At 74.7% G+C, this 24331-nt stretch carries 24 protein-coding genes and 1 pseudogene; 6 read left to right on the top strand and 19 right to left on the bottom strand.

Annotated features, from left to right (window positions below; all coding sequences use genetic code 11):
- Positions 1–70: 70 nt before the first annotated feature.
- The 6 genes and pseudogenes from ACI79D_RS23010 to rimP form a co-directional block, all read right to left on the bottom strand.
- Positions 71–364, bottom strand: a complete 294-nt coding sequence (locus tag ACI79D_RS23010; RefSeq protein WP_456920845.1) for a DUF503 domain-containing protein — start codon at positions 362–364, stop codon at positions 71–73.
- A gap of 94 nt (positions 365–458) precedes the next feature.
- Positions 459–2291, bottom strand: a complete 1833-nt coding sequence (infB, locus tag ACI79D_RS23005) for a translation initiation factor IF-2 (protein WP_456920863.1) — start codon at positions 2289–2291, stop codon at positions 459–461.
- A 1050-nt stretch (positions 2292–3341) separates the two neighbouring features.
- A pseudogene (locus ACI79D_RS23000) lies at positions 3342–3485 on the bottom strand (translation initiation factor IF-2 N-terminal domain-containing protein); the annotation flags it as partial.
- 86 nt (positions 3486–3571) lie between these two features.
- Positions 3572–3916 carry a YlxR family protein gene (locus ACI79D_RS22995; RefSeq protein WP_456920862.1) on the bottom strand — a complete coding sequence of 115 codons (345 nt, stop codon included), beginning with the start codon at positions 3914–3916 and terminating at the stop codon, positions 3572–3574.
- Positions 3917–3957: 41 nt separating this feature from the next.
- Entirely contained in the window at positions 3958–5097 is a 1140-nt protein-coding gene (gene nusA / locus ACI79D_RS22990; protein WP_456920843.1) for a transcription termination factor NusA, read from the bottom strand.
- Complete coding sequence (rimP, locus tag ACI79D_RS22985; RefSeq protein ID WP_456920842.1) at positions 5094–5678, bottom strand: ribosome maturation factor RimP; 585 nt, start codon at positions 5676–5678, stop codon at positions 5094–5096. The genes nusA and rimP overlap by 4 nt, the downstream gene beginning before the upstream one ends.
- A gap of 219 nt (positions 5679–5897) precedes the next feature.
- Here rimP and ACI79D_RS22980 point away from each other — a divergent pair, with 219 nt between their 5' ends.
- Both ACI79D_RS22980 and ACI79D_RS22975 read left to right on the top strand, forming a co-directional pair.
- A complete protein-coding gene (locus ACI79D_RS22980; RefSeq protein ID WP_456920841.1) occupies positions 5898–6395 on the top strand; it encodes a hypothetical protein in 498 nt (165 codons plus the stop codon).
- A gap of 27 nt (positions 6396–6422) precedes the next feature.
- Positions 6423–6884 carry a ferritin-like domain-containing protein gene (locus tag ACI79D_RS22975; RefSeq protein WP_456920840.1) on the top strand — a complete coding sequence of 154 codons (462 nt, stop codon included), beginning with the start codon at positions 6423–6425 and terminating at the stop codon, positions 6882–6884.
- Positions 6885–6894: 10 nt separating this feature from the next.
- Here ACI79D_RS22975 and ACI79D_RS22970 read toward each other — a convergent pair whose 3' ends face one another.
- Genes ACI79D_RS22970 through dxr form a run of 5 tightly spaced genes read right to left on the bottom strand, consistent with a single transcriptional unit; the run spans position 6895 to position 13496 of the window.
- A complete protein-coding gene (locus ACI79D_RS22970; RefSeq protein ID WP_456920839.1) occupies positions 6895–8790 on the bottom strand; it encodes a penicillin-binding transpeptidase domain-containing protein in 1896 nt (631 codons plus the stop codon).
- A gap of 53 nt (positions 8791–8843) precedes the next feature.
- Positions 8844–9695 carry a GNAT family N-acetyltransferase gene (locus tag ACI79D_RS22965; RefSeq protein WP_456920837.1) on the bottom strand — a complete coding sequence of 284 codons (852 nt, stop codon included), beginning with the start codon at positions 9693–9695 and terminating at the stop codon, positions 8844–8846.
- 9 nt (positions 9696–9704) lie between these two features.
- Positions 9705–10877, bottom strand: coding sequence for a flavodoxin-dependent (E)-4-hydroxy-3-methylbut-2-enyl-diphosphate synthase (ispG, locus tag ACI79D_RS22960; protein ID WP_456920836.1), 1173 nt, complete (start codon positions 10875–10877; stop codon positions 9705–9707).
- 53 nt (positions 10878–10930) lie between these two features.
- Positions 10931–12253 carry a M50 family metallopeptidase gene (locus ACI79D_RS22955; protein WP_456920861.1) on the bottom strand — a complete coding sequence of 441 codons (1323 nt, stop codon included), beginning with the start codon at positions 12251–12253 and terminating at the stop codon, positions 10931–10933.
- 46 nt (positions 12254–12299) lie between these two features.
- Positions 12300–13496, bottom strand: a complete 1197-nt coding sequence (gene dxr, locus ACI79D_RS22950; protein ID WP_456920835.1) for a 1-deoxy-D-xylulose-5-phosphate reductoisomerase — start codon at positions 13494–13496, stop codon at positions 12300–12302.
- Positions 13497–13629: 133 nt separating this feature from the next.
- On the opposite strand from dxr, the gene ACI79D_RS22945 reads away from it, so the two are divergent.
- Entirely contained in the window at positions 13630–13956 is a 327-nt protein-coding gene (locus ACI79D_RS22945) for a DUF2631 domain-containing protein (protein ID WP_456920834.1), read from the top strand.
- Between the two features lie 61 nt (positions 13957–14017).
- On the opposite strand, the gene ACI79D_RS22940 is transcribed toward ACI79D_RS22945, so the two are convergent.
- The gene (locus ACI79D_RS22940) at positions 14018–14746 is read right to left on the bottom strand and encodes a VIT1/CCC1 transporter family protein (RefSeq protein ID WP_456920833.1); all 729 of its coding nucleotides are present in this window, start codon (positions 14744–14746) and stop codon (positions 14018–14020) included.
- The gene (gene rlmN / locus ACI79D_RS22935) at positions 14743–15918 is read right to left on the bottom strand and encodes a 23S rRNA (adenine(2503)-C(2))-methyltransferase RlmN (RefSeq protein WP_456920832.1); all 1176 of its coding nucleotides are present in this window, start codon (positions 15916–15918) and stop codon (positions 14743–14745) included. Before rlmN ends, ACI79D_RS22940 begins: the two co-directional genes overlap by 4 nt.
- A gap of 33 nt (positions 15919–15951) precedes the next feature.
- On the opposite strand from rlmN, the gene ACI79D_RS22930 reads away from it, so the two are divergent.
- The gene (locus ACI79D_RS22930) at positions 15952–16599 is read left to right on the top strand and encodes a TrmH family RNA methyltransferase (RefSeq protein ID WP_456920830.1); all 648 of its coding nucleotides are present in this window, start codon (positions 15952–15954) and stop codon (positions 16597–16599) included.
- Positions 16600–16656: 57 nt separating this feature from the next.
- On the opposite strand, the gene ACI79D_RS22925 is transcribed toward ACI79D_RS22930, so the two are convergent.
- Complete coding sequence (locus ACI79D_RS22925) at positions 16657–17652, bottom strand: hypothetical protein (RefSeq protein WP_456920829.1); 996 nt, start codon at positions 17650–17652, stop codon at positions 16657–16659.
- A 129-nt stretch (positions 17653–17781) separates the two neighbouring features.
- Here ACI79D_RS22925 and ACI79D_RS22920 point away from each other — a divergent pair, with 129 nt between their 5' ends.
- Together ACI79D_RS22920 and ACI79D_RS22915 are read left to right on the top strand one after the other, a co-directional pair.
- Positions 17782–18558: a polyphosphate kinase 2 family protein gene (locus ACI79D_RS22920; RefSeq protein ID WP_456920828.1), complete on the top strand. Its 777-nt coding sequence runs from the start codon at positions 17782–17784 to the stop codon at positions 18556–18558.
- On the top strand, positions 18555–19640 hold the full coding sequence (locus ACI79D_RS22915) for a GNAT family N-acetyltransferase (protein WP_456920827.1): 1086 nt from the start codon (positions 18555–18557) through the stop codon (positions 19638–19640). Before ACI79D_RS22920 ends, ACI79D_RS22915 begins: the two co-directional genes overlap by 4 nt.
- A 14-nt stretch (positions 19641–19654) precedes the next feature.
- Here the strand turns inward: ACI79D_RS22915 and ACI79D_RS22910 are convergent, their stop codons facing one another.
- The 5 genes from ACI79D_RS22910 to rpsB all read right to left on the bottom strand — a co-directional run bounded on the left by ACI79D_RS22910 (position 19655) and on the right by rpsB (position 24211).
- A complete protein-coding gene (locus tag ACI79D_RS22910) occupies positions 19655–20716 on the bottom strand; it encodes a phosphatidate cytidylyltransferase (RefSeq protein ID WP_456920826.1) in 1062 nt (353 codons plus the stop codon).
- A gap of 22 nt (positions 20717–20738) precedes the next feature.
- A complete protein-coding gene (gene frr / locus ACI79D_RS22905) occupies positions 20739–21296 on the bottom strand; it encodes a ribosome recycling factor (RefSeq protein ID WP_456920825.1) in 558 nt (185 codons plus the stop codon).
- A gap of 70 nt (positions 21297–21366) precedes the next feature.
- Positions 21367–22152 carry a UMP kinase gene (gene pyrH, locus ACI79D_RS22900; protein ID WP_456920824.1) on the bottom strand — a complete coding sequence of 262 codons (786 nt, stop codon included), beginning with the start codon at positions 22150–22152 and terminating at the stop codon, positions 21367–21369.
- A gap of 197 nt (positions 22153–22349) precedes the next feature.
- Positions 22350–23165 carry a translation elongation factor Ts gene (tsf, locus tag ACI79D_RS22895; protein ID WP_456920823.1) on the bottom strand — a complete coding sequence of 272 codons (816 nt, stop codon included), beginning with the start codon at positions 23163–23165 and terminating at the stop codon, positions 22350–22352.
- A 116-nt stretch (positions 23166–23281) separates the two neighbouring features.
- Positions 23282–24211 carry a 30S ribosomal protein S2 gene (rpsB, locus tag ACI79D_RS22890; protein WP_456920822.1) on the bottom strand — a complete coding sequence of 310 codons (930 nt, stop codon included), beginning with the start codon at positions 24209–24211 and terminating at the stop codon, positions 23282–23284.
- Positions 24212–24331: the final 120 nt, after the last annotated feature.

The raw sequence follows: 24331 nt of genomic DNA, 5'->3' as shown, positions 1-24331 counted from the left end.
CGGCGCGGGTGGCCTCCCCCCAGGGGCCCACCGCGAGCCTGCGAGTGGTGGGGAGGAGGGAGGTCCTCTCTCAGTCCGTGTCGGAGAACAGCTGCCGGTGCGTCGACAGCAGCGTCACCTCCGGCCGCTCGGCCAGCAACCGCTCGCAGGCGTCGAGCACGTCGGTCACCTGGGCGGCGTCGGCCGCGACCGTGGCCACGCCGACCTGCGCGCGGCGGTGCAGGTCCTGGTCGCCGACCTCGGCCGCGGCCACGGCGAAACGGCGCCGCAGCTCGGCCACGATCGGCCGGACGACGGCACGCTTGCCCTTGAGCGAGTGGACGTCGCCCAGCAACAGGTCGGCGGTCAGCGCGCCGGTGAACACTCGAAGGACCCTCCTGCCCCTCAGGCTCGCCACTCGCGCCGGGCCCCTGCAGGAGGGTCGAGTGCCCTCCTGCAGGGGCCGCCACTGGCCTGCGTTACGCGCGCGGCTTCTCGCGCATCTCGAAGGTCTCGACGACGTCCTCGACCTTGATGTCGTTGAACGACCCGAGACCGATACCGCACTCGTAGCCCTCGCGGACCTCGGTCACGTCGTCCTTGAAGCGGCGGAGCGACTCGACGGTGAGGTTGTCGGCGATGACCACGCCGTCGCGAACCAGCCGGGCCTTGGAGTTCCGGTTGATCGTGCCGCTGCGGACGATCGAGCCCGCGACGTTGCCGATCTTCGGCACCCGGAAGACCTCGCGGACCTCCGCCGTGCCGAGCTGGACCTCCTCGTACTCCGGCTTGAGCATGCCCTTGAGGGCCGCCTCGATCTCCTCGATCGCCTGGTAGATGACCGAGTAGTACCGGACGTCGATGCCCTCGCGGTTGGCGAGCTCGGTGGCCTGACCCTCGGCCCGGACGTTGAAGCCCAGGACGATGACGTCGTCGGCCAGCGCCAGGTCGATGTCGCTCTTGGTGATCGAGCCGACGCCGCGGTGGATGACCCGCAGCGAGACGTCGTCGCTCACCTCGATCTTCATCAGCGCCTCCTCGAGCGCCTCCACGGTGCCCGAGTTGTCGCCCTTGATGATCAGGTTGAGCTGGCGGTTCTCCTTGAGCGCCGCGTCGAGGTCCTCCAGGCTGATCCGCTTGCGCATCTGCGCGTTCTGCGCGTTGCGGATGCGGGCCTGGCGGCGGTCGGCGATCTGCCGGGCCACCCGGTCCTCCTCGACGACGAGGAAGGTGTCACCCGCGCGCGGCACCGACGTGAGCCCGACGACCTGCACCGGACGGGCCGGCAGGGCCTCCTTGAGCTTGTTGCCGTACTCGTCGAGCAGCGACCGGACGCGCCCGTAGGCGTCGCCGGCCACGATCGAGTCGCCGGTCTTGAGGGTGCCGCGCTGGACCAGGACGGTCGCGACCGGGCCGCGGCCCTTGTCCAGCTTGCCCTCGATGACCACGCCCTGCGGGTCCATCTGCGTGTTGGCGCGCAGGTCCAGCGAGGCGTCGGCGGTCAGCAGGATCGCCGCGAGCAGGTCGTCGAGCCCCTGGCGGGTGGTCGCGGAGACGTCGACGAACATCGTGTCGCCGCCGTACTCCTCGGCCACCAGCCCGTACTCGGTGAGCTGCTGGCGGATCTTGGCGGGGTTGGCCCCCTCCTTGTCGATCTTGTTGACCGCGACCACGATCGGCACGTCGGCGGCCTGGGCGTGGTTGAGCGCCTCGACCGTCTGCGGCATGACGCCGTCGTCGGCCGCGACGACCAGGACGACGATGTCGGTCACCTTCGCGCCACGGGCACGCATCGCGGTGAACGACTCGTGACCCGGGGTGTCGATGAAGGTGATCGGCCGCTCCTCGCCCTCCAGCTCGCTGACGATCTGGTAGGCGCCGATGTGCTGGGTGATGCCGCCGGCCTCCCGCGCCACCACGTTGGTGTTGCGGATGGCGTCGAGCAGCTTCGTCTTGCCGTGGTCGACGTGACCCATGACGGTCACCACCGGCGGACGGGCCTCCCAGTCCTCCTCGTCACCCTCGTCGCCGAAGGTGAGGTCGAAGGTCTCGAGGAGCTCGCGGTCCTCGTCCTCGGGGCTGACCACCTGGATGTTCCAGCCGATCTCGGCGCCGAGCAGCTGCAGCGTCTCGTCGTTGACCGACTGGGTCGCGGTGACCATCTCGCCCAGGTGGAACAGGGCGGTGACCAGCGCGGCCGGCTGGGCGCCGATCTTCTCGGCGAGGTCGGTCAGCGACGCACCGCGCGGGAGCCGGACGACCTGCCCGTTGCCGCGCGGCAGGCTGACGCCGCCCATGCTGGGCGCCGCCATCTGGTCGAACTCCTGGCGCCGCTGCTTCTTGCTCTTGCGGCCGCGGACGGGGCCACGCCCGCCGGGACGGCCGAAGGCACCCGCGGTGCCGGCACCGGAGCCACCACGGCCGCGGCCACGGCCACCGCCGCCACCACCGGGACGGAAACCGCCGCCGGCGGGCGCGCCGCCGCCGCCACCACCGCCGCCACCGGGACGGAAGCCGCCGCCCCCGCCACCGGGACCGCCGCCGGGACGGCCACGGCCGCCGGCGCCGCCGGGACCGGGACGGCCGGCACCGGCCGGCCGCGGCGGCATCATGCCGGGGCTCGGACGCTGCGGCATCATGCCCGGGTTCGGGCGCGGGCCACCGGGGCCCGCAGCCGGACGCGGACCGCCCGGACCGGCAGCCGGACGCGGACCGCCGGCACCGGGACCCGGACGGGGACCGCCGGGACCGGCCGCCGGACGCGGACCGCCGGCACCGGGACCCGGACGGGGACCGCCGGCACCGGGCCGGGGACCCGCACCGGGGCGCGGCGCACCACCGGAGGGCGCCGGGCGCGGCGCGCTGCTGAACGGGTTGTTGCCCGGCCGCGGGGCCGGACGGGGACCGGGCCGCGGGCTGCCGGGCCGCGGCGCCCCCGGAGCCGCTCCACCGGCGGCAGCCGGACGGGGCGCAGCGGGACCGGGCCGCGGGCCACTGGGGGCCGCGGGCGGCTGCTGGGTCGGCGCGGAGGCGGCCGGAGCCGCCGGCGCGGCCGGAGCCGCGGGCGCGGCCGGAGCCGCGGGCGCGGCGGGGGCCGGCGCGGTCGGACGCGGGCCGGGCACCGGGGCGCCCGGACGGGCGGCCGTCGGACGCGGGCCGGGGGTGGGACCGCCCGGGGCACGCGTCCCCGGCGCCTGCGGTGCGGGCGCGGGGGCCGGCCGGGCCGGGGCGGCGGGGGCCTGCGCGGCCGGAGCCACCGGGGCCGGGGCGGCGGGAGCCGCGGGCGCCGGGGCAGCGGGAGCGCTGGGACGAGCGGCCGGAGCCGCCGAGGCGCCGCCGTTGCCGGCGGCACCGAGGGCCTCACGGAGCCGCCGGGCCACGGGGGCCTCGACGGTGGAGGACGCGGACTTCACGAACTCGCCCTGCTCCTTGAGCTTCGCGAGCACGGTCTTGCTGTCGACACCGAACTCCTTGGCGAGTTCGTGTACGCGGGCTTTGCCTGGCACGGATCTCCTCTTGGTGAGGCCGGCGGCTGGCCCGCTCGACCTCGTCGTCAGTACTGCATGGTCATCGTGGGGACTTCACGGCTTGCTCATCCGACGACGTCCTGACTCGACTGCGGACCGGCCGGTTGCCGGTCCGTCTGTGTTGTTGCGGTTGTCGTTCGTTCTCCCGCCCGCCGCGGCTCCGCTCCCGGCGGCGCCGCGGACGGCGGACCGAGGACGTGGACCCGGAGCGGACCGGCCTCCACCGGGCTGCTGCAGCGCAGTGCCCGGACGAAGGCCCGGCGTCGTTCCGCTGCGCGCAGGCACTCCGGTGTGGGGTGCAGTGACGCTCCCCGCCCGGGGAGCCTCCGCCGCGGATCGGGGACGAGGGCCCCGCCCGCGACGACGACGCGCAACAGGTCGGTGACCGGAGCGCGCTTCCGGCAGCCCACACAGGTGCGCACCGGGATCGACGTTTCGGCCACCCTGCACTCTAGCGCGCGGCAGGCCCCGGGTGTTCCGCACTCCGGGAGTTGCCCACCCGTCCGGGACGTGATCCGCCTCCCGCCCCACCGGGACGCCCGCCGGGCCGCCCGGCCGGGGCACCCGAGCGCAGCGGTGCCCGGCCCTCACCGGGCGAGGGCGCGGCGTCGTCGTCGGGCTGCGCGTCGCTGCGGATGTCGATCCGGCAGCCGGTCAGCCGGGCGGCCAGGCGGGCGTTCTGCCCCTCCTTGCCGATGGCCAGCGACAGCTGGAAGTCGGGCACCACGACGCGGACGGCCTTGGCGTGCGCGTCGACGACGCGGGCGCTGTTCACCCGGGCCGGGCTCAGCGCGGAGGCGACGAACGTCGCGGGGTCGTCGGACCAGTCGACGATGTCGATCTTCTCGCCGTGCAGCTCGCTCATCACGTTGCGCACCCGCTGGCCCATGGGGCCGATGCAGGCGCCCTTGGCGTTGAGCCCGGGCACCTTGGTGCGGACGGCGATCTTGGAGCGGTGCCCGGCCTCACGGGCCACGGCGACGATCTCGACGCTGCCGTCGGCGATCTCGGGGACCTCGAGGGCGAACAGCTTGCGGACCAGGTTGGGGTGGGTGCGCGAGACGGTGACCTGGGGGCCGCGGAAGGTGCGGGCCACCGACACCACGTAGGCCTTGACGCGGCTGCCGTGCGGATAGCTCTCGCCGGGCACCTGCTCGGCGGGCGGCAGGACCGCCTCCACCTTGCCGATGTCGATGAGCACCGTGCCCTGCACGTTGCGGCGGTCGTGCGCCTGCACGATGCCGCTGACGATGTCACCCTCCTTGCCGGCGTACTCGCCGAAGGTCTGCTCGTGCTCGGCGTCGCGCAGCCGCTGCACGATGACCTGCTTGGCGGTGCTGGCCGCGATCCGGCCGAAGTCGCTGGGGGTGTCGTCCCACTCCCGGACGACCTCGCCGTCGGGCCCGAGCTCCTGGGCCAGCACCGCGACCTCGCCGCTCTTGCGGTCCACGTGCACGCGCACGTGCTTGGCCGCACCGTCGGCGTGCCGATAGGCCGTCACCAGCGCCGTCTCGATCGCCTCGATGACGGTGTCGGCCGGGATGCCCTTCTCCCGCTCGACCGCCTTCAGGGCGGTCACGTCGATGTTCACTGTCCTCCTCCGTCGTCGTCTGCGGGATCCGGCTGCGCGTCCGTCTCGGCCTGCGGTTCGGGGTCGGGCCGGCCGAACTCCACCTGCACCCGCCCGGTACCCAGCTCCCGCCACGGCACGTGCCGCTGGGTCGGCGGCCGCTTCTTCGCCCCCGGCTTGCCCTTCGCCTCGACCGCGAGGGAGACGCCGTCGCCGTCGACCGCGAGGACGCGGGCGGTGACCTGCTCGACGGCCCCCTGCGGGCCGACGCCCACCGCGACCAGCCGGCCGGTGTTGCGCCGCCAGTGCCGCTCCTCGGTGAGCGGCCGGTCGACCCCGGGGCTGGTCACCTCCAGCACGTAGGGCGCGCTGCCGAACTCGCCGTCGTGCTGGTCGAGGGCCTCCGAGACCGCCCGGCTCACCTCGGCGATGTCATCGAGGGTGATCCCCTCGTCGCGGTCGACCACGACCCGGACGACGCTGCGCCGTCCGGCGGGGGTGACCACCAGCTCCTCCAGGTCGTACCCGGCGGCGTCGACGACCGGCCCGATCAGCCCGGCCAGCCGCGTGGCGACGGGGGTCGTGCGGGAAGCGGCGGACACGGGCTCCCTCCCTCTCCTGGCTCGGTCGGCGCACCGGCGCGGCCGACCCGCCTCCCGGTGGGGTGCTCGCGCGGGCGGCGGCGGGCACGCCGTCGAAGCCCGGTACCGGGCGAAGGGCCAGGTTACCGCCCGGCGGCAGACCCCGAGACCCGGCGCCGGGCGGGACCCGCCCACCGGTGCTGCCGCGGCCACCTCCCCCGCCCTGAGAGGATGGAGCCGATGTCCCCGTCGCCTCCCCCCGCCCCCCTGGGCCTCTCCCGGCGCGCCTTCCTGGTGGGCTCGGCGGGCCTGGCGCTGGCCGCCGCGGGGTGCACCGGCGGGTCGGACGACCCTGCGGTGGACCGCCGGCAGGCCGACCGGCTCGCCGCGCAGGTCGCCGTCCAGGAGGCGGTCGTCGCCGCCTACGCCGCGGCCGGCGCCGCGGACACGGCGCTCGCCGGCGAGGTGGGTGAGCTCGCCGCGCAGGCCGGCCAGCAGCTGGACCGGCTGCGTGCCGCGGCGCCGTCGTCGACGTCCTCGGCCGCCGCCTCGTCCTCCTCCCCCGCTGCCGGCGCCACGCCGCCGCCGGGCGCCGACGTCCGGGGCTGGCTGCGCGAGCAGGTGGCCGCCGCGGCCGGCTCGCACGCCGACGCGAGCGTCGACCAGAGCGGTGCGCCGGCGGCGCTGCTGGGCTCGATCGCCGCCGGGCTGCGGGGCCACGAGGCGGCCCTGGCGTGACCGGCGTCCACCCGAGGGGGACGACACATGGCTGACGACGGCGTCCTCGACGAGGGCACCGAGACCACCGCGCTGCGCGAGGCGCTGGCCGCCGAGCACGCCGCCGTGTGGGGGTACGGCACGGTCGGTGCGGGCCTGGCTCCGGAGTCGCGGGGTCAGGCGGCCGACTCGGAGAACGCCCACCGCGACGTCCGCGACCGGCTGGCGGCGCTGCTGGAGGACCGCGGGGACGAGCCCGTCCCCGCGCAGGGGGGCTACGCGCTGCCGTTCCCGGTCCTGTCCGAGGTCGACGCCGCGGCGCTCGCGGTCGTCCTCGAGGACGGCGTCGCCCGGGCCTGGGTGCGGGTGCTGGACCAGGCCGTGCAGTCCTCGGTGCGGCGGATGGCCGCCGACGAGCTCGGGGCCGCGGAGGTGCGGGCGGTCGGCTGGCGCGGCCCGGCCGGCCGGACGCCGCTGACCTCCCCCTTCCCGGGGCTGCCCGAGGGCTGACCGGCCGGACCTAGCCGAGCCCGCCCAGGAAGGCGTCGGTCACGCCGACGGCGGCGCTGCTGGACTGGCCGCCCTCCACCAGGACGGCGAAGGCGATGTCGCCCTGCGGTCCGCCGAGCTGGTAGCCCATGAACCAGCCGTGCGCGTCCGGCGGGGTGTTGCTGCCGAACTCGGCGGTGCCGGTCTTGCCGTACACGTCGCCGCGGTCGCCCAGGGCGGTGGCGGTCCCGGACAGCACGACCTCGCGCATCATCGGGCGCAGCGCGTCGAGCACCGCGGCGTCGGGGCCGGCCGGGGCGGGACCGGCCGGTTCGGCGCCGACGACCTCCACGGGCACCGCCGGGGTGCCGCTCGCCACGCCCGCGGCGACCAGGGCCAGCTGCGCGGGGCTCATGAGCACCTGGCCCTGACCGATCGCGTCGGCCGCCTTCGTCGTCCCGGTGCTGTCGGCCGGGACGCTGCCGCTGAAGACGTCGACCGGCAGCTGCCAGTCGGTGCCCACCCCGTACGAGGCGGCCGCGGTGGCCAGGGCGTCGTCGGGCAGCTGCAGGGCCTGCTCCATGAAGGTGGTGTTGCAGGACTTCGCGAACGCCTGGGTGAACGGCACCGTGCCCAGGTCGAACTGGTCCTGGTTCTCGAACTCCCGGCCGTCGACGACGAACGTCCCCGGGCAGGCCACCGGCGTCTGCGGAGTCAGCTGCCCGGTCGACAGCAGCGCGGTGGCGGTGATCGTCTTCATGCTCGACCCGGGCGGGAACTGCCCGGCCAGCGCGTTGCCCGCGGCGGCCGCCTCGTTGGAGGAGACGGCCAGGATCTCGCCGGTGCCCGGCCGGACGACGACCAGGTGGGTGGGCAGGGGCTGCCCCGCGACGGCGGCGTCCGCGGCGGTCTGGACCGCCGGCACCAGCGGCGTCTGCACCGGCCGGCCGGGGACGGGGTCGACCGAGTCGATCTCCCGCCCGGCGTCGCCGGTGCTCTCGTCGGTGCTGGCCACGGTGACGGTGAAGCCCGGCGTGCCGGTCAGCTGCTCCTGGAAGGCCCGCTGCAGGCCGGAGAGCCCCAGCTGGTCCCCCGCCGCGTAGGCCGGGACGCCGTCCTGCGCCGTCTCCTCCAGCACCTCGGCGGTCGCCGGGCCGACCCGCCCCAGCAGCGCGGCCGCGAACCGCGAGCTGGGGGCCAGCAGCCGGGTCTCGGTCGGGAACACCGCACCGGGGAGGTCGAAGACCTGGCCGCGGATGGCCTCGAAGTCCGGGCGGCGCAGGGTGATCACCGGGACGAACTGGCCCGGCTGCGCGGCCTGGACGTCGGCGGTGATCTCCTCGGCGGCGATGCCCGTGGCCGCCGACAGCGCCGCGGCCAGGGCGGGCAGGTCGGTGACCTGCGCCGGGTCGACCCCGACGTTGACCACCTCGGTCGGGGTGAACAGCGGCCGGCCGTCCGCGTCGGTGATCGCCGCCCGCTCGGGCAGCTCGCGCTGGAGGACCAGGTGCTGCCCCTCGGCCAGCTCCGGGTGGACCAGCGCCGGCTCGGCGACGACGTCCCAGCCCTCGTCGGCCTCGCGCAGCGTGAGGGTCGCCGGGTAGCTCCAGTCGGGGGCGGCGGCGAGGTCCCAGGTGGCCGTCCAGTCGACCGTGGCGGTGCCGTCCTCGACGGTGACCGCACCCAGCTCAGGGGTGAGGGTGGCGTCGGGCAGGTCCGCGGCGGTCTGCTCGAGCAGGGCGCCGGCCGCGTCGGGGTCGGTGGTGGCGCCGGCGGCGGCCGCGGCGTCCCCGCCGGCCCAGTCCTCGAGAAAGGCCTCGGCGGCGGCCCGGACGTCGTCCTCGGCGTTCCCCGAGCAGGCCGCCAGCACCGGCACGGCCAGCAGCGTCAGCGTGGTTCCCAGGACGGCTCCGCGACGAGTACGCACGGGAGGACAGCGTTCCAGATGGCACCGCCGACACCTGTCAGCGGCACGGCGGCTCAGAACAGGACGCTGGCGTACTGCCCGACCTCGCGGAACCCCACCCGCGCGTACGCCGCGCGGGCCGGCGCGTTGTAGTCGTTGACGTAGAGGCTGACCACCGGGGCGATCGCGGTGCGGGCGTAGTCCACGACCGCGGCGGTGCCCGCGGTGCCGATGCCGCGCCCCCGGTGGGCGGGGGCCACCCAGACGCCCTGGATCTGGCAGACCGTCCGCGAGACGGCGCCGATCTCGGCCTTGAACCAGACCTCGCCGTCCTCGATCCAGGCCAGCGACTGCCCGGCGCGGACCAGGTCGGCGACCCGAGCGCGGTACCCGGCGCCGCCGTCGACCCGGAGCGGGCTGACCCCGACCTCCTCGGTGAACATCGCCACGGCGGCCGGCAGCAGCACCTCCAGCTCCGCGGGGCGCACCGGCCGCACCCGGGGCTCGGGTGCCACCGCGGGCGGCCCCTCGATGGCCAGGAGCGGCTGCCGGGGCCGGTGGTCGCGGGCCGGCCCCCAGGAGGGCTCCAGCAGCTCCCACAGCGGGTCGACGGAGGCGGCCGGCCCGACGATCGTCGAGCAGCGCCGGCCGGCCCGCCGGGCGCGCTCGGCGAAGGCGGCCGCCGCGGCGCGCTCGGCGCCGGGCAGCGCGAAGGGGATGAGGTTGGCCCCGGCGAGGCAGACGGCGTCCAGGGAGCGCCCCGAGCCGAAGCCCCACAGCGGAGCACCCAGCGCCCGGGCCGCGGTGCCGGCGACCTCCACCCGCCCGGCGATGACGCACGCGGCCACCGGCTCGGTCGCCAGCAGGCGGCGGACGGCCGGCTCGTCGGTCTCGTCGAGGACCCGGGCGGTCGGGGTGCGCAGCACCTGCGTCGGTCAGCCGACGGTGACGACGGGGCCCGCGGGGACGCCGCCGTCGGCCTGCTCGCCGGCCGGCATCTCGGCGGCCAGGCGCATGGCCTCCTCGATGAGCGTCTCGACGATCTGCGACTCGGGCACGGTCTTGATGACCTCGCCCTTGACGAAGATCTGCCCCTTGCCGTTGCCGGAGGCGACCCCGAGGTCGGCCTCGCGGGCCTCCCCCGGACCGTTGACGACGCAGCCCATGACGGCCACCCGCAGCGGCACCTCCAGCCCGTCGAGGCCGGCGGTGACCTCGTTGGCCAGCCGGTAGACGTCGACCTGGGCCCGGCCGCAGGACGGGCAGCTGACGATCTCCAGCCCCCGCTGGCGCAGGTTGAGCGACTCGAGGATCTGGGTGCCGACCTTGACCTCCTCCACCGGCGGGGCCGACAGGGAGACGCGGATGGTGTCGCCGATGCCCTTGCTGAGCAGGGCGCCGAAGGCGACGGCGGACTTGATGGTGCCCTGGAAGGCGGGCCCGGCCTCGGTGACCCCCAGGTGCAGCGGGTAGTCGCAGCGGGCGGCCAGCAGCTCGTAGGCCCGGACCATGACCACCGGGTCGTTGTGCTTGACCGAGATCTTGATGTCGCGGAAGTCGTGCTCCTCGAACAGCGAGCACTCCCACAGCGCCGACTCGACCAGCGCCTCCGGGGTGGCCTTGCCGTACTTGGCCAGCAGCCGCTTGTCGAGGGAGCCGGCGTTGACCCCGATGCGGATGGGGATGCCGGCGTCCTTGGCCGCCTTGGCGATCTCGCCGACCCGGTCGTCGAACTTCTTGATGTTGCCCGGGTTCACCCGCACGGCGGCGCAGCCGGCGTCGATCGCGGCGAAGACGTAGCGCGGCTGGAAGTGGATGTCGGCGATGACCGGGATCTGCGACTTCGCGGCGATCGCCGGCAGCGCCTCGGCGTCGTCGGTGTCCGGCACGGCGACCCGCACGATCTGGCACCCGGCGGCGGTGAGCTCGGCGATCTGCTGGAGCGTCGCGTTGATGTCGGCGGTCTTGGTCGTCGTCATCGACTGCACGCTGACGGGGAAGTCGCTGCCGACGCCCACGCCGCCGACGTCGAGCTGGCGGGTCCTCCGCCGGGGGGCCAGGACGGGCGGGGGCGCTGCGGGCATGCCGAGACTGACGGGGGTCGCCATGACACCCAGTATCGCCCGCTGCGCAGCGCGGTGCCGTCGGCCGAGGCTGTGACCTACTGCAGGGTGATCGGGTTGACGATGTCGGCGACGAGCAGCAGCCCCGACAGCACGATGAACAGCCCCGCCACGACGTAGGCCACCGGCATGAGCCGGGCGATGTCGAACGGCCCCGGGTCGGGGCGGCCGCGCAGCCGGGCGACGCCCGCGCGGGCCCGCTCGTAGAGGGCTCCGGCGATGTGCCCGCCGTCCAGGGGGTAGATCGGCAGCAGGTTGAACAGGAACAGCACCAGGTTGACGCTGGCCAGCAGGCTGAGGAAGAAGCTGACCTTCTCCGCGCCGGAGAACTCCTGGATGGCGAAGACCTCGCCGGAGATCCGGCCGACGCCGACGACGCCGATCGGCCCGTTCTCGTCCCGCTCCTCGCCGAGGAAGGCCGCCCGGAACAGCTGCGGGACCTTCTCGGGGATCTCGACCAGCCGCTCCACCGAGTTCACGACGATCTGGCCGAAGTAGCCGGGGACCTCGGTCCAGGACTGGCGGGCCAGCTCCACGGTCGGCGAGACCCCGAGGTAACCGGCGGTCGTGGTGTCGTCGCTGCCGGCCTCGACGTAGACCGTGTTGGCGATCGGCGTGACGGTGAGGTCGCGCTGCTGCCCGTCCCGCTGGATGGTCAGCGCGAGCTCCTGGCCGGGGTGGCTGCGGATCGCCTCCTGCACCGCCGTCCAGCTGTCGTAGGCGGTGCTGTCCAGCCGCTGCCCGCCGATCGCGACGATCGTGTCGCCCGGCCGCAGGCCCGCGGCGGCCGCGGGGCTCTGCTGGGGCACCGCGCACCCGGCCGCGCCGGCCTCGCACAGCTGCCCGTCGGCGGTGATCGGCACCGAGCAGGGGTCCTCGGCGGTGGCGCTGGCCGCGCCCGCGGGCAGCACGCAGGCCGGCACGTCGCGCACCGTCGTCGTCAGCACGCTGGTGCCGACGGCGGTCAGCGTGATGGTGAAGAAGACCACCGCCAGGACCAGGTTGTGGAACGGGCCGGCGAACATGACGATCACCCGCTGCCACCACGGCTTGGCGTAGAACACCCGCCCGGCATCGCTGGGCAGGACGTCGTTGAGCGCCTGGCCGCGGACCTCGGCGATGAAGCTGCGCATCCGGGTGGCGCGCTTGCTCTCGCCCTCCTCGGCCGGCGGGATCATCCCGACGATCCGGATGTAGCCGCCGAGCGGGACGGCCTTGATGCCGTACTCGGTCTCCCCGCGGCGCCGCGAGAACACCGTCGGACCGAAGCCGACCATGAACTGCGGCACCCGCATGCCGAACCGGCGGGCCCAGAAGAAGTGGCCGAACTCGTGGAAGCCGATGGAGAACAGCAGGCCGATCGCGAACGCGACGATCCCGAGGACGGTCAGGAGGAACCCGCTCAGCTCAGCCTCCGGCGATGACGCCCCGGGCGTGCTCCCGGGCCCACTTCTCCGCCGCCAGGACGTCGTCGACGGTGGTGGGGGCGCCGAGGTCCGGCGCGTCGTCGAGGGTACGCGCGACGAGGTCGACGATGCCCCGGAACGACAGCCGACCCGCCAGGAACGCCGCGACCGCCTCCTCGTTCGCCGCGTTGTACAGCGCCGGGACCACGCCCCCCGCCTCCCCCGCCGACCGGGCCAGCGCCACGGCGGGGAACGCCTCGTCGTCCAGGGGGGCGAACTCCCAGGTGCTGGCCGTCGACCAGTCCAGGGCCGGCTGGACGTGCCGCAGCCGGTCGGGCCAGGCGAGCGCGAGCGCGATGGGCAGGCGCATGTCCGGCGGGCTGGCCTGCGCGATGGTCGCGCCGTCCGCGAAGGTCACCATCGAGTGCACGATCGACTGCGGGTGCACGACCACGTCGACGTCGGCGTAGGGGACGTCGAACAGCAGGTGCGCCTCGATCAGCTCGAGGCCCTTGTTGACCAGGGTCGCGGAGTTGATCGTGACGACCGGGCCCATGGTCCACGTCGGGTGCGCCAGCGCCTGCTCAGGCGTGACGCCGTCCAGCTCGGCGGCGCTGCGGCCGCGGAACGGCCCGCCGCTGGCGGTGAGCACCAGGCGGGCCACCTCGCTCCTGTGCCCGCCACGCAGGCACTGCGCGAGCGCCGAGTGCTCGGAGTCGACCGGCACCAGCTGGCCCGGGGCCGCGGCCGCGGTCACCAGCGCACCGCCGGCCACCAGCGACTCCTTGTTGGCCAGCGCGACGGTGCGCCCGGCGCCGAGCGCGGCGAGCGTGGGCCCGAGGCCGATGGAGCCGGTGATCCCGTTGAGCACGACGTCGGCGGGGCGGGCGGCGAGCTCCTCGGCCGCGCGCGGCCCGGCGAGGATCTCCGGCAGGGCGAACCGGCCGGTCGACCAGCCGCGCTTCGAGGCGGCGGCGTAGAAGGCCAGCTGCAGGTCCTGGGCGGCCGTCGCGCGGGCGACCGCGACGGTCCGGACGCCGAGGGCCAGGGCCTGCTCGGCCAGCAGGCCGACGTCCCCGCCCCCGGCGGCCAGCCCGGTGATCCGCAGCCGGTCGGGGTTCTGCTCGGCCACGGCGATCGCCTGCCGGCCGATCGAGCCGGTGGACCCGAGCACGGTCACCTCGCGCAGGTCGCTCATCGCGCTCCCCGTTCGCTCCCGCCCGGCGGAGCCGGCAGGACGGCACAGTCACTCACGGGTGCATCCTCCCCGAGGTCGGCGCGCCGCCCTCCCTCGGGCGGTGGGCGCGGGAGCCTCCTGCCAGAATGGGCCCGTGAGTGAGCAGACCCACCGCGAGCGGATCACGACGGACCACCCCGCGACCGAGCGGGTCAACCAACCCGGTCGCGAGGAGGCGGTCGTCCGTCGCGGCGAGCACCCGGTCGAGCACGAGCGGCCCGAGGAGTGGGGCTGGCACGGCGAGACCGGCCGGGCGGGCCGGATCGCCTCCTGGGTCGCGATCCTCTTCCTGGCGGCCTACCTGATCGGCAACCACGAGGGCCGGATGGAGGACTACTGGCTCGTCGCGCTGGTCGTGATCATGATCCTCATCAAGGTGATGGACTACTTCCGGCGGAAGAACGCCTGGCGCAGCCAGTAGAAGGACCCCGTCCTCCTCACGCCTCGCACGCTCGGCGCGAGCCACTCGGGACGGGGCCGACTCAGGAGACGCTGACGCCGATCGCCAGGCCGATCGCATAGGTGACCCCGGCGGCGAGGGCCCCGAAGAGGAACTGGCGGGCGGCAGCGAACCACCACGGCCTCGGGGTGAAGCGCGACGACAGTGCCCCGGCGGCGGCCAGCCCGACCCCGCCGCACAGCAGCGCCACCCACAGCAGCGAGGCGCCGAACAGGTACGGCAGCAGCGGCACCACCGCGCCGGTGGCGAACGTGAGGAACGACGAGACCGCCGCCGTCGTCGGCGAGGGCTTCTCCTCGGGGTTGAGGCCGAGCTCGGCGACGACGTGCAGCCGCAGCGCCACGGCGGGGTCCCGGTGCAGCTGGACGGCGACGCGCTCCGCGAGGTCGGCGTCGACGCCGCGCACGCGCAGCATCTGCACCAGCTCGGCGAGCTCCCCGCGGGGGTTGCGCTCCATCTCGCGGCGCTCCTTGGCCACCTCGAGGTCGAGCTGCTCGTTCTGGGTCTTCACCGACGTGTACTCGCCGAGCGCCATGGAGATGGCGCCGGCCACCAGGCTGGCCATCCCGGCCAGGACGATGGCCCGCGGCTCCGCCCCGCCGCCGCCGACGCCGGCGACCAGCGCGGTGTTGGTCACCAGGCCGTCCATGGCGCCGAAGACGGCCGCCCGGAGCCAGCCGCCGGAGACGTCGGCGTGGGTGTGCTCGTGGGCCTCCGCCGGTGGCGCTGTGGACTCGGCCCGGTCACTCACTCGTCGGCCTCGGCGCCGAGCTCCACCGGGGGCTCCAGCGACGGCTGCGGCACCGCGACGGCGGGGACGCCCTCCACCCGGTCCGCGGCGGCCAACTGGCCGCAGGCGCCGTCGATGTCCTGCCCGCGGGTGTCGCGGACCGTCGTCGGCACGCCGGCGGCGCGCAGCCGCCGGACGAACTCGCGCTGCGCGGGCAGGGGGCTGGCGTCCCACGGGCTGCCCGGCGTCGGGTTGAGCGGGATGAGGTTGACGTGCGCCCGGCGCGCGGCGAGCAGCCGGCCCAGCAGGTCGGCCCGGAACGGCTGGTCGTTGACGTCGCGGATCAGGGCGTACTCGATCGAGTACCGGCGGCCGGTGCGCTCGGCGTAGGCGTCCGCGGCGGCGACCACCTCCTCGACCTTCCAGCGGGTGTTGATCGGCACCAGGGTGTCGCGCAGCTCGTCGTCGGGGGCGTGCAGGCTGACCGCGAGGGTGGTGTGCAGCCCCTCCTCGGTGAGCCGCCGGATCGCCGGGACGACGCCGACCGTGGAGACGGTGACCGAGCGCTGGGACAGGCCCAGCCCGTGCGGCGCCGGCGTCACCAGGGCGTCGATCGTCTTGCGGACCCGCGCGTAGTTGGCCAGCGGCTCGCCCATGCCCATGAAGACGACGTTGGACAGCCGGCCCGGCCCGCCGGGGATCTCGCCGTTCGCCATGGCCGCGGCGGCCGCGACGGCCTGGCCGATGATCTCCGCGGCCGACAGGTTGCGGGTGAGCCCGCCCTGGCCGGTCGCGCAGAAGGGGCAGGCCATGCCGCAGCCGGCCTGGCTGGAGATGCAGACGGTGGCGCGGTCCGGGTAGCGCATCAGCACGCTCTCGACCAGCGCGCCGTCGTGCAGCCGCCACAGCGTCTTGCGGGTGCGGCCGCCGTCGGCGGACTGGTGGCGCACGGGCGTGAGCAGGCCGGGCAGCAGCGCGCCGGTGAGCGTCTCGCGCACCGCGGCCGGCAGGTCGGTCATCTGCGCGGGGTCGGTGACCCCCCGGTAGAAGTGCCGGGCCAGCTGGTCGGCGCGGAACGCCGGCTGGCCGAGCTCGGCCACCGCTGCGCGCGCCTCCTCGCGGGTGAGGTCGGCGAGGTGGCGGGGCGGCTTGCCCCGGCGGGGGGCGTCGAAGACCAGGGGCAGGGCAGTCATGGCGACCTCCATGCTCCCACTAGCGTCGGCCGGGTGACCGAGGCCGAGAGGGAACTCACCCCCGCCGACGGCGTGGGGGTCGGCCCCTGGGAGGGGCCGTGGCCCGACGACCCGCGCTACGACCCCGAGCTGCTCGCCGGCGGCGACCGGCGCAACGTCGTCGACCGGTACCGGTACTGGACCGTCGAGGCGATCGTCGCCGACCTCGACCCGCGCCGGCACCCCTTCCACGTGGCGATCGAGAACTGGAAGCACGACCTCAACATCGGGACCGTCGTCCGGACGGCGAACGCCTTCCTCGCCGAGGCCGTGCACGTGGTCGGACGGCGCCGCTGGAACCGCCGCGGGGCCATGGTCACCGACCGGTACCAGCACGTGCGGCACCACCCCGACGTCGCGGCGCTGGCCGCCTGGGCGCGGGCCGAGGGGCTGCCGCTGCTCGCGGTCGACAACCTGCCCGGGGCCCGGCCGCTGGAGACCGAACCGCTCCCCCGCGCCTGCGTGCTGCTGTTCGGCCAGGAGGGCAGCGGCCTGACCGAGGAGGCGCGCGCGGCCGCCGACGGGGTGCTGTCGATCGCCCAGTTCGGTTCCACCCGGTCGATCAACGCCGGCGTCGCCGCCGGGATCGCGATGCACGCCTGGGTCCGCCAGCACGGGATCACCACGTCGTCCTCCGGATGACCCCGCGACGCGTCCGCCGCGGCACGGCACCACCTGAGGCCGTGCCGCGGCGGGTCGTCAGCAGCCGAGCGGCGGCGGTGGGCCGGTGGTGATGCTCCAGGCCGTCCGGACCGTGCCCGACGGCGGGGCCGGGACCTTCGTGGCCGACCAGGTGAACGTGCGCCCCGCGGCCCAGGGGCCGGCGGCGAGCCAGACCTCGTGGGCGGCGAGGACCGCGCCGCGCGTGTCGTAGCTGGTCCGCACAGGGGTCGGGAAGCACAGCCGGGAGGAGCTGCCATTGGTCCAGGTCCCCGTGACGCTGGTGCTCGTGGTCCGGGTGATCGCGACCGACACCTTCGGGGAGGTCCCGGAGGTCCACTCGGCGTCCACGGCGACCCGGGAGCTGCTCGTCGGCGCCCCCGTCGCGGTGAACGTGGTCCGCCCGCGGGCCGGGATGTAGACGTCCCGCCCCCACCCGCCGCTGCACGAGCCGGACAGCACCGGGTCGCAGGGCGTGGTCGGGGTGAACCACCAGCGCAGGGTCCTGACCGGACGAGAGGTGTTGTTCAGGACCTCGACGTCGACCACCCGGGCGGCTCCCGACCCGCGCACACGCTGCGACAGCAGGACCAGCCCGGAGTCCAGGCTCGTGAACCTGAGGGCGTAGGCGCTGGCCGAGACCTTGCCGTGCGGTGCGTCGACGGCCACGTAGTACTTCCCCGCCGGCAGCGCGCGGTAGATCTCCTCGTTGGCCAGCCCGCCGCGGTCGGACGTGGCCAGGACGCGGCCCGCGGAGTCCAGCAGGCGCATCCGGTAGTCCGCGCGCAGGTCGCCGAGCAGGATGCGGGCGGAACGCGCCGTCGTGGTCGTGAACCGGTAGGTGTCGACGTCCTTGACCGACGACATCGTGCCCGGCGTCCAGGTGTTCTGGGTGGTGGTCGTGGTGACGCTGCGGTACGAGCCGGGAGCGTCGGGGGTCGCGGCCTGCGCCGAGGTGGCGGTCAGACCGAGGGAGAGCGCCGCGGCCGCCGTTCCGGCGACGAGGCGTCTCCAGGTTCGCCCTGGTCGGGCCATGGAAACCTCCTGGGTTGGTCTCCCGGGGGTTCGGCCCGGCCGCTGCGGGCCTTGATCAACTGGACCGGTGTCCTCCTCCCATCGGGCGAGGTCGCGCACACCGTCCGGCGTCCTGCCAGGCTGCACGGCATGAGTCGTCTGTCGGACGTCGACCTGTCGGCGCGCCTGTCCAAGGGCGAGGCCAGGGAGCAGCTCGACCAGGCCCAGAAGCGACTGGTGCACCTGCGCCTGCTGCTCGGCGGGCAGATCGGTCTCGGGGACCTCGGCCCCCCGCTCTGCGTGCTCTTCGAGGGCTGGGACGCCTCCGGCAAGGGCGGCGCGATCAAGCGGCTGGTGGAGCCGCTCGACCCCCGGCACGTCCGGGTGGCGCAGTTCGCGGCTCCCACCCACGACGAGAAGCGGCACCACTTCCTGTGGCGGTTCTGGCCGGTGCTGCCCGGCTGGGGCGGCATGGCCGTCCTGGACCGCACCTGGTACGGCCGGGTCCTCGTCGAGCGGGTGGAGGGGTTCGCCACCGAGGAGCAGTGGCGCCGGGCGTACGCCGAGATCGTCGACCTGGAGACCACGCTGGCCGCCGAGGGCATGGTCCTGGTCAAGTTCTGGATGCACGTCTCCCCCGAGGAGCAGCTGCGCCGCTTCGAGTCGCGCCGCGACGACCCGTACCGCGCCTGGAAGCTCACCGACGAGGACTGGCGCAACCGCGAGAAGCGGCCGGCCTACGAGGCCGCCGTCGAGGAGATGCTGGAGCGCACCGACCACCCCGGCGGCCCCTGGCACGTGGTCGCCGCCGACGACAAGCGCACCGCGCGGGTGGCGGTGGTCCGCACCGTGTGCGAGGCGATCGAGGCGGCCCTGGCCCAGCACGGCATCGACCCCGACCCGCCGCTCGACGGCCCCGGCTGGTGACGGTCCTCCTCCACCTGACCGAGGCCACGGCGTGGCGCGCCGCCCTGGACACCGGGGCGCTGCGCCCGCCGTCGCTGGCCGACGCCGGCTTCGTCCACCTGTCCACGCCCGAGCAGGTGCACCTGCCCGCGGGGCGGCTGTTCCCGGGGCGCCGCGACCTCGTCCTGCTCGTCGTCGACCCCGCGCGCCCGCCCGACCCGCTGCGCTGGGAACCGGGCCACCCCGAGGACCCGCCGGGCACCCGCTTCCCCCACCTGTACGGACCGCTGCCGACCTCGGCCGTGGTCGCGGTCGTCCCGTGGCGGCCGCCGACCGAGCCCCTGCTGCCCACCCCGGACGACGCACTCGGCCGGGCCGTGGCGCTGCTGACGTCCCTCGCCGTCCGCCGGTCACCGGTGGTGCGCGACGTCCCCGAGGGCGTGCTGGTCGCCGATCCGCGCTTCGCGCACTCGCGCGACGACAACGCGCTGCTGCTCACCCGCCCGGTGGACGCCGCGACCGTCGAGCGGACGGCGCTCGACTCCGGCCTGCCCTCCCCCACCGCCGTCCTGCGCTGGCCCGGCGCCGGGACGGTCGCCGCCGAGCTGGCCGGGCGTGGCTGGGAGGTCTCGGAGCTGGTGGTCATGGGGCGTCCGGCCACCCCGGTGGACGGCGGTGAGCGCGCGGAGGTGGTGGAGCAGCGGGAGCTGCACGGGCTCTGGGAGCGCTCCTGGCGGCGCGACCTCCCGGCACTGCCCGAGCTCGACGAGGTCGTCGCCCAGCTCGTCGGCCGCGAGCACCGGACCGGCGAGGTCGTGGCCGTCACCGACGTCGCCGTCCGCGAGGAGGGCCGCCCGGTCGCCGCCGGTCAGCTGCGGGTCGACGGCGCGACCGCCGCGATCGAGTCGGTGATGACCGAGCCGCACGCGCGGGGTCGCGGCCACGGCGACGCCGTCCTGGCCCGGCTGGTCACCCTCGCCGCGGAGGCCGGCTGCGACCTCGTCGTCCTCGAGGCGCACGCCGGGGACTGGCCGCGGCACTGGTACGCCCGCCGCGGGTTCCGGGTGCTGGGCTCCGCCTGGGACGTCGGCCGCGGGAACTGACCGCGGCCCCGTCCTCAGGCCGGCGCGACCCAGGACAGCAGCAGGTAGGCGACCGCGGCCGAGGGCAGCAGCGAGTCCAGCCGGTCCATGATCCCGCCGTGGCCGGGCAGCAGCGTGCCCATGTCCTTGATGCCGAGGTCCCGCTTGATCAGGGACTCCCCCAGGTCGCCGACCGTGGCGGTGACCGCGAGCGCGGCGCCGAACAGCACCCCGCCCCACCACGGGCCGTCCAGGGCGAGGGTGACGATCGGTGTGGCGATCAGCACGCAGGCGAGGATGGAGCCCGCCATCCCCTCCCACGACTTCTTCGGGCTGACCGACGGGGCCATGGGGTGCTTGCCGACCAGCACGCCCGCCGCGAAGCCGCCGACGTCGTTGCCCACGACGGTGGCGATGAACGCCAGCACCCGCGCCGCGCCGTCGTCGGGCACCAGCAGCAGGACGGCGAACCCGGCAAGCAGCGGCACGTAGGCGGTGACCAGGACGCCGGCCGAGGCGTCGCGGAGGTAGTCCTCGGGGCCGTCACCGAGCCGCCACAGCAGGACGGCGAGGACGGTCAGCAGGAAGCCGACGACCAGGCCCGAGGCCCCGCGGGTCCAGGCCAGGCCGAGCATCGCCACCGCACCGACCAGGACGGGCACCAGGGGCGGACGGGCCCCGCCGGCCTCGACGGCTCGGGTGAGCTCGACGATCCCGATCAGGATCGCCGCGACGAGGACCAGCAGGAACGCCGGCCGGTAGATCAGCAGCGAGGCGATGATGACCGCGCCCAGGCCCAGGCCGACGCCGATGGCGGCGACCATGTCGCGGCCGGCCCGGCCGGGCTTGCGCGCCGGGGGCTCCGCCGGCGCGGCGACGTCAGCCGGGCCGTCCGGGCGTGGGTCGTCGGAGGGAGAGCCGTCGGGGGCCGAGCCGCCCCGGACCGGGTCCGGGGCACCCGCGGCCGGGGCCTCCACGGTCACCGGCTCGGCCACGGGCAGGTGCGCCGTCCGGGTCTCGCGTGCCGGCCGGGGCTGGGGCGGTGCGGGGCGCCGGCCGGAGGGCGGGATCGGCCCGGTGTCGGGGTCGGGTGTCATGTGCGGGAGGAGCCGGGAGCGCTCAGACCTCGAGCAGCTCGCTCTCCTTGTGCTTGACCGCCTCGTCGATGGAGTGCACGTGCTTGGCGGTGAGGTCGTCGAGTTCCTTCTCCGCGCGGCGCACCTCGTCCTCGCCCGCTTCGCCGTCCTTGGCGATGCGGTCGAGCTCCTCCTTGCTGCGCCGCCGGATGTTGCGGATGGCGACCTTGGCGTCCTCGCCCTTGGACCGCGCCATCTTGACCAGGTCGCGGCGGCGCTCCTCGGTCAGCTGCGGGAAGACCACGCGGATGATCTGGCCGTCGTTGGTCGGGTTGACGCCGAGGTCGCTGTCGCGGATGGCCTTCTCGATGCTCGACAGCTGGCCGTTGTCGTAGGGCTTGATGACGGCCATCCGTGCCTCGGGCACGGTGATCGACGACATCTGCGGCACCGGCGTGGGGCTGCCGTAGTAGTCGACCAGGATCTTGTTGAACATCGCCGGCGCGGCCCGCCCCGTGCGCACCGAGCCGAGGTCCTCCCGTGCGACCGACAGGGCCTTGTCCATCCGCTCCTCGGCATCGAGCAGGGTGTCGTCGATCACGGGTCTCTCCTCCTGGGGCGGCGGGGACTCCACCGCCGGTGTCGCGGGTCTGCTTGCTCGGACCGGCCGCTCAGGCCGGGTCGCTGATCAGCGTCCCGATCTTCTCACCTGCGACGGCACGCGCGATGTTGCCGTCGCGCAGCAGGTTGAAGACGACGATCGGCATGCGGTTGTCCATGCACAGGCTGATGGCCGTCGCGTCGGCCACCTTCAGCTGCTTGGCCAGCACCGTGGCGTAGTCGAGGTGGTGGTACATGACCGCGTCGGGGTTGGTGCGCGGGTCGTCGTCGTAGACGCCGTCCACCCCGTTCTTGGCCATCAGCAGCACCTGGCAGCCGATCTCGAGCGCCCGCTGGGCCGCGACCGTGTCGGTCGAGAAGTACGGCATGCCGGCACCGGCGCCGAAGATGACCAGCCGGCCCTTCTCCAGGTGCCGGACCGCCTTGCGCGGGATGTAGGGCTCGGCGACCTGCCCCATGGTGATCGCGGTCTGGACGCGCGTCTCCAGGCCCACCTGCTCGCAGAACGCCTGCAACGCCAGACAGTTCATGACCGTGCCGAGCATGCCCATGTAGTCGGCGTGCCGGCGGTCCATGCCCGCCTGCGACAGCTCGGCGCCGCGGAAGAAGTTGCCGCCGCCCATGACGACGGCGACCTGGGTGCCGCCGTGGACGACCTTGGCGAGCTGCTCGGCGATGCTCTGCACGGTGGCCGAGTCGACGCCCACCTTGCCGTTGCCCATGGCCTCACCCGAGAGCTTCAGCAGGACCCGCTTGTAGCCCGTGTCATCGGCGGGCTCGAAGGCGGAGGGGGCGGACAGCGGCACGGTGTCCTCCGGCGCGGCGGTGTCGGTCAACGGTTCTTCCCTCGCTCGGCGACGTTCCCCTGATCCTGCCGCATGGGCTCCGCGGCCTGTCGCGGGCAGGGGTACCCGCGGTCGGACCCCGGACAGACCACCGGCCCCGTCCCGGGATCGGGACGGGGCCGGTGGGAGAGGACTCTCCTGCTTCCCGCCGCTCGCACGCTCACGGCGGGACCCTGCAGGAGGGCCGACTAGGCCTGGCCGACCTCGAAGCGGGCGAACCGCTCCACGGTCAGGCCGGCGTCGTCGAGGATCTGCTTCACCGTGCGCTTGGGCTCGGTGATCGACGGCTGCTCGAGCAGGACGAAGTCCTTGTAGAAGGCGTTGACGCGGCCCTCGACGATCTTGACGATCGCCTGCTCGGGCTTGCCCTCCTCCTTGGCGGTCTGCTCGGCCACGCGGCGCTCGGTCTCGACGGTCTCGGCCGGCACCTCGTCGCGGGTGAGGAAGCGCGGGCGCGCGGCGGCGATGTGCATCGCCAGGCTGCGCGCGGCGTCCTCACTGCCACCGGAGTACTGCACGGCCACGCCGATGGCCGGCGGCAGGTCGGTGGCCCGCTTGTGCAGGTAGGTGGCGGTGGTGCCCTCGAAGACGGCGAAGCGGCTCAGGACCAGCTTCTCGCCGATGCGGGCGGACTCGGCCTCGACCAGCGCGGCGACGGTCTGGCCGTCGACCTCGGTGGCCAGCAGCGCCTCGATGTCGGCCGGCTTGCGCTCCAGGACGATGTCGAGCAGCCGCTCGGCCAGCTTGACGAAGTCGGCGTTCTTGGCGACGAAGTCGGTCTCGCAGTCGAGCTCGAGCAGCGCGCCGTCCTTGCTGACGACGACACCGTTGGTCGTGGAGCGCTCGAGGCGCTTGCCGACGTCCTTGGCGCCCTTGATCCGGAGCAGCTCGACGGCCTTGTCGTAGTCGCCCTCGGCCTCGGTCAGCGCCTTCTTGCAGTCCATCATCCCGGCGCCGGTCGCGTCGCGGAGACGCTTGACGTCGGCAGCGGTGAAGTCAGCCATGTCACTTCCCTCTGGGGTCTGGGTGGCGGTGGTGCGAAGTCAGGTGTCCCGGACCGAGTGGTCCGGACGTGCCACGGCGCCGTCCCCGCGTCGCGCGGGGACGGCGCCGGCGCGGGTCAGCCGTTCTGGGCGCCCTGGGTGCCGGTGGCCGTGTCGCCGGTGGCGGGCACGCCCTCGACCGGGGCGACCTCCTCGGCGGTCACCGCGGGCGGGGCGGCCGGGGTCTCGGGCAGCTCGGTGGCGCCGGCGGCGTCACCCTGCTGGCCGGTCAGCAGCTCGCGCTCCCAGTCGGCCAGCGGCTCGTCGCCGCCGATGACCTGCTCGCCGCCGTCCTCACGGCCGGCGTTGGCCTGCGCGGCCGAGCGGGCCATGAGGCCCTCGGCGACGGCGTCGGCGACGACGCGGGTCAGCACGGTGATGCTGCGGATGGCGTCGTCGTTGCCCGGGATCTTGTAGTCGACCTCGTCGGGGTCGCAGTTGGTGTCGAGGATCGCGACGACCGGGATGTTGAGCTTGCGGGCCTCGCCGACGGCGATGTGCTCCTTCTTGGTGTCCACGATCCAGATGGCGCTGGGCACCTTCTGCATGTCGCGGATACCGCCGAGGCTGCGCTCGAGCTTGGCCTTCTCGCGGGTCAGGCCGAGCTGCTCCTTCTTGGACAGGCCGGCCATCACGCCGGTCTGCTCCATGTCCTCGAGCTCCTTGAGCCGCTGCAGCCGCTTGTGGACGGTCGAGAAGTTGGTGAGCATGCCGCCCAGCCAGCGCTGGTTGACGTAGGGCATGCCGACGCGCTGCGCCTGCTCGGCGACGACCTCCTGGGCCTGCCGCTTGGTGCCGACGAACAGGATCGTCCCGCCGTGAGCGACCGTCTGCTTGACGAACTCGTAGGCGTTGTCGATGTACCCGAGCGTCTGCTGCAGGTCGATGATGTAGATGCCGTTGCGCTCGGTGAAGATGAACCGCTTCATCTTCGGGTTCCACCGGCGGGTCTGGTGCCCGAAGTGGACGCCGCTGTCGAGCAGCTGCTTCATGCTGACGACTGCCATGGTCGCAGCCCTCCTGTCGCGGGGGGGGGGGGGGGGGGGGGGGGGGGGGGGGGGGGGGGGGGGGGGGGGGGGGGGGGGGGGGGGGGGGGGGGGGGGGGGGGGGGGGGGGGCGGGGGGCGC

This window comes from Geodermatophilus sp. SYSU D00708, from assembly GCF_054050115.1.
The sequence above is the reverse complement of the archived record's forward strand: the minus strand, read 5'-3'. Positions and strand labels throughout refer to the sequence as shown.

Excerpts from the sequence above, each read along its gene's own strand:
- infB (WP_456920863.1), bottom strand. The coding sequence starts at position 2,291 with ATGGCGGCGCCCAGCATGGGCGGCGTCAGCCTGCCGCGCGGCAACGGG.
- ACI79D_RS22980 (WP_456920841.1), top strand. The coding sequence starts at position 5,898 with ATGTCCCCGTCGCCTCCCCCCGCCCCCCTGGGCCTCTCCCGGCGCGCC.
- ACI79D_RS22975 (WP_456920840.1), top strand. The coding sequence starts at position 6,423 with ATGGCTGACGACGGCGTCCTCGACGAGGGCACCGAGACCACCGCGCTG.
- ispG (WP_456920836.1), bottom strand. The coding sequence starts at position 10,877 with ATGGCGACCCCCGTCAGTCTCGGCATGCCCGCAGCGCCCCCGCCCGTC.
- dxr (WP_456920835.1), bottom strand. The coding sequence starts at position 13,496 with ATGAGCGACCTGCGCGAGGTGACCGTGCTCGGGTCCACCGGCTCGATC.
- rlmN (WP_456920832.1), bottom strand. The coding sequence starts at position 15,918 with ATGACTGCCCTGCCCCTGGTCTTCGACGCCCCCCGCCGGGGCAAGCCG.
- ACI79D_RS22925 (WP_456920829.1), bottom strand. The coding sequence starts at position 17,652 with ATGGCCCGACCAGGGCGAACCTGGAGACGCCTCGTCGCCGGAACGGCG.
- ACI79D_RS22920 (WP_456920828.1), top strand. The coding sequence starts at position 17,782 with ATGAGTCGTCTGTCGGACGTCGACCTGTCGGCGCGCCTGTCCAAGGGC.
- ACI79D_RS22910 (WP_456920826.1), bottom strand. The coding sequence starts at position 20,716 with ATGACACCCGACCCCGACACCGGGCCGATCCCGCCCTCCGGCCGGCGC.
- tsf (WP_456920823.1), bottom strand. The coding sequence starts at position 23,165 with ATGGCTGACTTCACCGCTGCCGACGTCAAGCGTCTCCGCGACGCGACC.
- rpsB (WP_456920822.1), bottom strand. The coding sequence starts at position 24,211 with ATGGCAGTCGTCAGCATGAAGCAGCTGCTCGACAGCGGCGTCCACTTC.